At 55.2% G+C, this 6,589-nt stretch carries 5 protein-coding genes; all 5 read left to right on the forward strand.

The features are described from left to right. Window positions 1-6: 6 nt before the first annotated feature. The 5 genes from hisC to ihfB all read left to right on the forward strand — a co-directional run bounded on the left by hisC (window position 7) and on the right by ihfB (window position 6,418). A complete protein-coding gene (gene hisC, locus AC14IB_RS04010) occupies window positions 7-1,134 on the forward strand; it encodes a histidinol-phosphate transaminase (protein ID WP_484230675.1) in 1,128 nt (375 codons plus the stop codon). Beyond that, window positions 1,131-3,365, forward strand: a complete 2,235-nt coding sequence (locus AC14IB_RS04015) for a bifunctional prephenate dehydrogenase/3-phosphoshikimate 1-carboxyvinyltransferase (RefSeq protein WP_484230676.1) — start codon at window positions 1,131-1,133, stop codon at window positions 3,363-3,365. The genes hisC and AC14IB_RS04015 overlap by 4 nt, the downstream gene beginning before the upstream one ends. Window positions 3,366-3,395: 30 nt before the next feature. Continuing rightward, a complete protein-coding gene (cmk, locus tag AC14IB_RS04020; RefSeq protein WP_484230677.1) occupies window positions 3,396-4,118 on the forward strand; it encodes a (d)CMP kinase in 723 nt (240 codons plus the stop codon). A 195-nt stretch (window positions 4,119-4,313) separates the two neighbouring features. Further along, window positions 4,314-5,984, forward strand: coding sequence for a 30S ribosomal protein S1 (rpsA, locus tag AC14IB_RS04025; RefSeq protein WP_068859329.1), 1,671 nt, complete (start codon window positions 4,314-4,316; stop codon window positions 5,982-5,984). Window positions 5,985-6,103: 119 nt separating this feature from the next. After that, on the forward strand, window positions 6,104-6,418 hold the full coding sequence (ihfB, locus tag AC14IB_RS04030; protein ID WP_068860681.1) for an integration host factor subunit beta: 315 nt from the start codon (window positions 6,104-6,106) through the stop codon (window positions 6,416-6,418). The last annotated feature ends 171 nt before the right edge of the window (window positions 6,419-6,589 follow it).

The raw sequence follows: 6,589 nt of genomic DNA on the forward strand, positions 1-6,589 counted from the left end.
GCTGCCATGACGCCATTTCTTCAGCAAGCACGACCCTGTGTCCAACACCTCGCGCCTTATCAGCCGGGCAAGCCTATTACTGAGTTGCAGCGCGAGTTGGGGCTGACCCGTGTGGTGAAGTTAGCCAGCAATGAAAACCCGCTCGGGCCCTCGCCAAAAGCACTCGCTGCTTTGCAGCAAGCAGTGCAGGGTGATCCTGTGGAGCTGGGCCGTTACCCCGATGGCAATGGATTTATCCTGAAGCAGGCGCTAAGCCAGCGTTTTGGCTTAAGTTTGGATAGCATCACGCTGGGCAATGGCTCTAATGATCTGCTTGAGCTGGTTGCTCGCGCGTTTCTGGGCGAGGGTGATGACGCTATTTTTGCTGAGCATGCGTTTGCGGTTTATCCCTTGGCAGTGCAAGCGGTAGGTGCGCGGGGTATCGCTGTGCCGGCACGTCATTATGGTCATGATTTACCGGCCATGGCTGCTGCGATCACGCCGGCCACCAAAGTCATCTTTCTGGCAAACCCCAATAACCCCACGGGCACATGGTTCGAAGCGGCTGACTTCACGGCATTCATGGCGCAAGTGCCAGCGCATATCGTGGTAGTGTTAGATGAAGCATACGGTGAGTTTGTGACTGCACCCGATGCTTTAGATGGCCTGAAAGAGCTGCCTAAGTACCCCAATTTGATCGTGTCCCGCACCTTGGCTAAAGCTTATGGCTTGGCCTCCTTGCGTGTTGGTTATGCTGTTTCTTCGGCAGAAATAACAAATATTATCAATCGAGTACGTCAGCCATTTAATGTTAATAGCTTGGCGCTAATTGCGGCTGCGGCAGCCATTAATGATGATGAGTTCGTGGCTAAAACCCGCGACTTGAATCAAGCCGGCATGCAGCAATGGTTAACAGGATTGGCGGCCCTTGGGCTTAGTGCCATACCCTCACGCGGAAATTTCCTATGCGTTGACATGCAGCAAGACGCCGCCCCCTTGTTTCAAGCCTTGCTGCGAGAAGGCGTGATTGTTCGACCCGTGGCCAACTACGGTTTACCAAGGCATTTACGTATTTCCATCGGCTTGGCTGAAGAAAATGAGTTTGGCTTAGAGGCCTTGGCGCGTGTACTTACTGCCAGCCGGAGCCCGGCATGACACGCTGGCCACTGCGCCAAGTCGCTTTTGTCGGCTTTGGTCTCATCGGCTCCAGCTTGGCGCGCGTTATGCGCGAGCAGCAGCTGGTGGAGCGCATCACCGCCGCTAGTCGTAGCAGCCAGACCTTGGCTCTGGCACGTCAGTTAGGGCTGATTGATATCGGTTATGCGGACCCGGCAGATGCCGTGCGCGGGGCTGATTTGGTCATATTGGCCATGCCTGTTAATGCCACAGAAAGCATTTTGCGCGCTATTAAGCCAGCACTGTCGGCGCAGGCCGTGATAACCGATGTTGGCAGCACAAAAGGTAATGTCGTGGCTGCCGCCGAAGCCGTCTGGGGCGAAGTACCTCCCACGTTTGTTCCGGGCCATCCCATTGCAGGCTCTGAGCAAAGCGGTGTGCTTGCGGGTCGTGCCAATCTCTTTGCGGGCCACAAGGTCATTCTGACGCCGTTGCCAACTACGCAAGCCGAGGCTCTCGCTCTAGTGACCTCGCTGTGGCAAAAGGCGCAGGCGGATGTGTTAACCATGAGCGTTGAGCGTCATGACTCCGTACTGGCCCGGACCAGTCATTTGCCGCATTTACTGGCGTTTTCACTGGTCGATACCTTGGCTCGAGAATCCAATAACCTGGATATTTTCCGCTATGCCGCCGGCGGTTTTCGCGACTTCACCCGCATTGCCGGCAGCGATCCGACCATGTGGCATGACATCTTCTTAGCGAATCGCGATGCCGTTCTAGAGGCTTTGGATGGCTTTGAATCGGGCACGCGTCTACTGCGCCAAGCCATTACCACGGGCGATAGCGAAGCCCTGCTCGGAATTTTCACGCGTGCCCGTGTGGCACGAGAACACTTCACCCACATGTTGGCCGGAACGGCCTATGCGAAATCCATGACTGCCGAAAAAGATTTGACCTATACCGTCCAGCCCGGAGGCCGCATGAATGGCCGCATTCGTGTACCGGGCGACAAATCCATCTCGCATCGCTCTATTATGCTCGGCTCTATTGCAGAGGGTATTACGGAAGTAACCGGCTTCCTCGAAGGCGAAGACGCGCTAGCGACCCTACAGGCATTCCGTGACATGGGCGTGGTCATCGAAGGCCCCGAGCGTGGTCGCGTGCGTGTGCATGGCGTTGGTCTGCATGGCCTAAAGCCTGCACCAGGCCCACTCTATGTTGGTAATTCCGGTACCTCCATGCGTCTCTTGTCCGGCATTTTGTCGGCACAACCCTTCGATACCGTGATGACTGGCGACGCGTCGTTGACCAAACGTCCGATGGAGCGCATTGCCAAGCCTCTGCGTTTAATGGGAGCGGATATCCAGACCACGGGTGAGCGCGGCACGCCGCCTGTCAGTGTTCACGGTGCCAGCACGGCGGCTAAAGGGGGGCTCAAGGGCATCCATTACGATATGCCTGTTGCCAGTGCCCAAGTGAAGTCCGGTGTATTGCTTGCTGGCCTCTGGGCTGACGGTGAAACCAGTGTTACCGAACCTGCACCGACCCGTGACCATACCGAGCGCATGCTGAAAGGCTTCGGTTATGAAGTGATGGTGCAGGGCGCCACTGCTACGCTGCGTGGCGGCGGTAAACTCACCGCCACGAAGATTGATGTGCCTTCAGATATTTCTTCGGCGGCGTTCTTTCTAGTTGCAGCTTCAATTGCCCCAAACTCTGATCTCACGCTTGAGCATGTCGGTATCAACCCGACGCGCGTAGGCGTTATCAACATCCTCAAGGCCATGGGCGGCAATCTGGACGTCTTCAACGAGCGCGAAATTGGCGGCGAACCGGTAGCGGATATCCGCGTGCGCTCAGCACAACTGAAGGGCATTAACATTCCCGAAGATCAAGTGCCCCTAGCAATTGATGAGTTTCCAGCGCTGTTTATTGCCGCTGCCTGTGCAGAAGGCACAACGGTACTTACCGGTGCTGAAGAGCTGCGCGTAAAAGAGTCAGACCGTATTCAGGTGATGGCCGATGGCTTAGCTGTTTTAGGTATCAGCGCAGAGCCCACACCTGATGGCATCGTCATTCAAGGTGGCCAGATCGGCAGCGGCGAAGTGGTCAGCCACGGTGACCACCGAATTGCCATGTCATTTGCCATGGCGGCTTTGCGCGCAAACGGCCCCATTGTGATTCGTGACTGCGCTAACGTGGCGACCAGTTTTCCAGATTTCCTCGGCCTAGCAAAACGCTGTGGCTTGGCCATTTCGGCCAGCGAGTAAGTCTTTTTTAATGTTTTGTTGAGCGTATTCATGAGTGCTGAAATCGAAAAGTCCCCACGCGTCCTGCTAGCGCCGGTCATCACCATTGATGGCCCCAGTGGATCGGGCAAGGGCACTATCGCTCATCGTGTGGCCACCCGTTTGGGTTTTCATGTGCTCGATTCAGGCGCGCTGTATCGCTTGTTGGGTGCAGCGGCAGAGCGTCATGCCGTAGCCGTGACGAATGAGGCCGCCTTAGAAGTATTGGCGGCTCATCTTGATGTGCAATTTTTATTCGATGCGTCTGGAGAGGCTCAAATCTTGCTGGAAGGCGAGGATGTGACTCACAGTATCCGCACAGAGGAGGCCGGACGTGCGGCTTCTCAGGTCGCAGCATTGCCTCGTGTACGCGATGCGCTCATGGCGCGTCAGCAAGCGTTTCGTGAAACGCCGGGCCTGGTCGCCGATGGGCGTGATATGGGCACGGTGGTTTTCCCAGACGCCGAGCTCAAGATTTTCCTCACTGCGTCGGCCGAGGCCAGAGCCGAGCGTCGCTACAAGCAATTGCTGGAAAGAGGCTTTAGTGCTAGTCTCGCCACCCTAATCGATGACATCCAAGCCCGTGACGCGCGCGACACGCAGCGTACGGTTGCGCCGCTGAAGCCAGCGGATGATGCCATTGTGTTGGACAGTACCGATCTGGGTATTGATGCCGTGGTAGCTCATGTGTTTGAAGCGGCCCAAAAGATACCGAGTATTGCCAAATATATGTAATTTAATCCATGGCTTAGCGTCATGAATTATATAAAGACTAACGAGCATGTGCCTTACCCTAAGGCCCATGTTGTTGGGGGTTTCTCTTCTCGCGTCCACCAGCTTGGCGAGTCGAGAGACTAAAAGACCACAACGCCTCCTGAGCTGGTCAGGTGGATTTACACACAAGTGCCATCCCGGCACTGGAAGGATTACATGACTGATTCATTTGCCGCCCTATTTGAAGAAAGCTTAATTTCCCTGGACGTGGAGCGCGGTGCGCTGATCCGCGGTACCGTCGTTGCAATCGATAACGATTGGATCACCGTTGACACTGGCCTCAAGTCCGAGGGCGTTATTGCCCGTGAAGAGTTCCTGAACGATCGCCGCGAGCTGGAAGTTGCCGTGGGTGACGAGGTTGACGTTGTTGTTGACGCCCTCGACAACGGCATGGGTTACACCGTGCTGTCCCGCGAAAAAGCCAAGCGTGCCGAAACCTGGATCCGTCTGGAGAAGGTTTTCGAAGCCGGCGAAATCATTCGTGGCATCATCTCCGGCAAGGTCAAGGGCGGCTTCACCGTCGACGTCGGTTCCATCCGCGCGTTCCTGCCAGGTTCGCTGGTCGACATTCGTCCAATTCGTGACACTGCGCATTTGGAAGGTCGTGAGCTGGAATTCAAGCTCATCAAGCTCGATGCTAAGCGTAACAACGTAGTTGTTTCGCGCCGCGCCGTGATGGAAGCCGAGTCGTCCGCAGAACGCGAACAGCTGCTCGCCAACCTCCAGGAAGGCCAAGTCGTCAAGGGTATCGTCAAGAACCTCACCGACTACGGCGCATTCGTGGATCTGGGTGGCATCGATGGTCTGTTGCACATCACCGACATGGCTTGGAAGCGCATCAAGCACCCATCGGAAATCGTTGAAGTGGGCACTGAGCTGACCGTTAAGGTTCTCAAGTTCGACCGCGAGCGCAACCGTGTTTCCTTGGGTCTGAAGCAACTCGGCGAAGACCCATGGCTGGCGCTGATGGGCCGTTACCCAGAAGGTACACGTGTCAACGCTAAGATCACCAACCTGACCGATTACGGCTGTTTTGCCGAAATCGAAGAAGGCGTGGAAGGTCTGGTTCACGTGTCCGAAATGGATTGGACCAACAAGAACATTCACCCGTCCAAGGTCGTTCAAATCGGCGACGCCGTGGAAGTTATGGTTCTCGACATCGACGAAGAGCGTCGTCGTATCTCGCTGGGCATCAAGCAGTGCCGTGAAAATCCGTGGGATGCCTTTGCGCGTCAACACGAGAAGGGCGAGAAAGTTTCCGGCAACATCAAGTCGATCACCGATTTCGGTATCTTCATTGGTCTCGACGGCGGCATCGACGGTCTGGTTCACCTGTCCGATATTTCCTGGAACGAAGCGGGCGAAGAAGCCGTGCGTCGCTTCAAGAAGGGCGATCCGATCGAAGCCACCATTCTCTCGGTTGATCCAGAGCGTGAGCGCATCTCGTTGGGCATCAAGCAACTCGAGCGCGATCCGTTCGGTGACTTCGTCGGCAGCTTCGACAAGGGCTCCATGGTTAAGGGCACGGTTAAGTCGGTTGACGCTAAGGGCGCTACCATCGACATCGACGGTGTTGAAGCCACGCTGCGTGCTTCTGAGCTGAGCCGTGACCGTGTTGAAGATGCGACCAAGTTCCTGGCTGTCGGCGATGCCGTTGAAGCCAAGATCATCGGTATCGATCGCAAGACCCGCGTCATTTCCTTGTCCGTGAAGGCCAAGGATGAAGCTGAAGACCGTGAAGCAATTGCTTCGCTGAAGGATCAGGGTGCTGATGCAGCCGGTCCTAAGACCATTGGTGACCTGATTAAGGCGCAAATGGGCAGCTAAGCGTTCGCTAAGCTGTAAAAAAAACGGGGATAGTTGTCTATCCCCGTTTTTTTATGTTTAAAATCAGACCCTTGTTTCTTGTCCCGTTTGTATTAAACGGTTGAGGCTTTGCCATGTCACTGACCCGCTCCGAACTGATTGACCGCCTCGCTGCGCGTCAGACCATGCTAACGCTGAAAGATGTTGAGCTTTCAGTGAAAACCATGGTTGAGCACTTGTCTGAAACGCTATCAGCCAGTGAGCGTATTGAGATTCGTGGCTTTGGCAGTTTTTCTTTGCATTATCGTGCGCCACGCGTTGGCCGTAACCCCAAAACAGGGGAGTCGGTGCAGCTAGAAGGTAAGCGATCACCGCACTTTAAACCCGGCAAAGAGCTGCGAGATCGGGTCAACGAAAGTGCGAGCCATACACCTATCCAGGAAGGAGAGGGTTAATGCCCATCGTTAAGCGCTTCGCATTCTATTCGCTAGCAACGCTTACAGCGTTTGTGGTGTTGTGGATGGTGATTGTTAACGATCAGGCCATTGCACTAAACCTAATTTTTATTCAAACGCCTTCCATTAATGCGGGCTTTGTCATTTTGCTGGCCTTATTGCTGGGGCTGA

This window comes from Perlucidibaca sp., from assembly GCF_057084925.1.

Excerpts from the sequence above, each read along its gene's own strand:
- hisC (WP_484230675.1), top strand. The coding sequence starts at position 7 with ATGACGCCATTTCTTCAGCAAGCACGACCCTGTGTCCAACACCTCGCG.
- cmk (WP_484230677.1), top strand. The coding sequence starts at position 3,396 with ATGAGTGCTGAAATCGAAAAGTCCCCACGCGTCCTGCTAGCGCCGGTC.
- AC14IB_RS04015 (WP_484230676.1), top strand. The coding sequence starts at position 1,131 with ATGACACGCTGGCCACTGCGCCAAGTCGCTTTTGTCGGCTTTGGTCTC.
- rpsA (WP_068859329.1), top strand. The coding sequence starts at position 4,314 with ATGACTGATTCATTTGCCGCCCTATTTGAAGAAAGCTTAATTTCCCTG.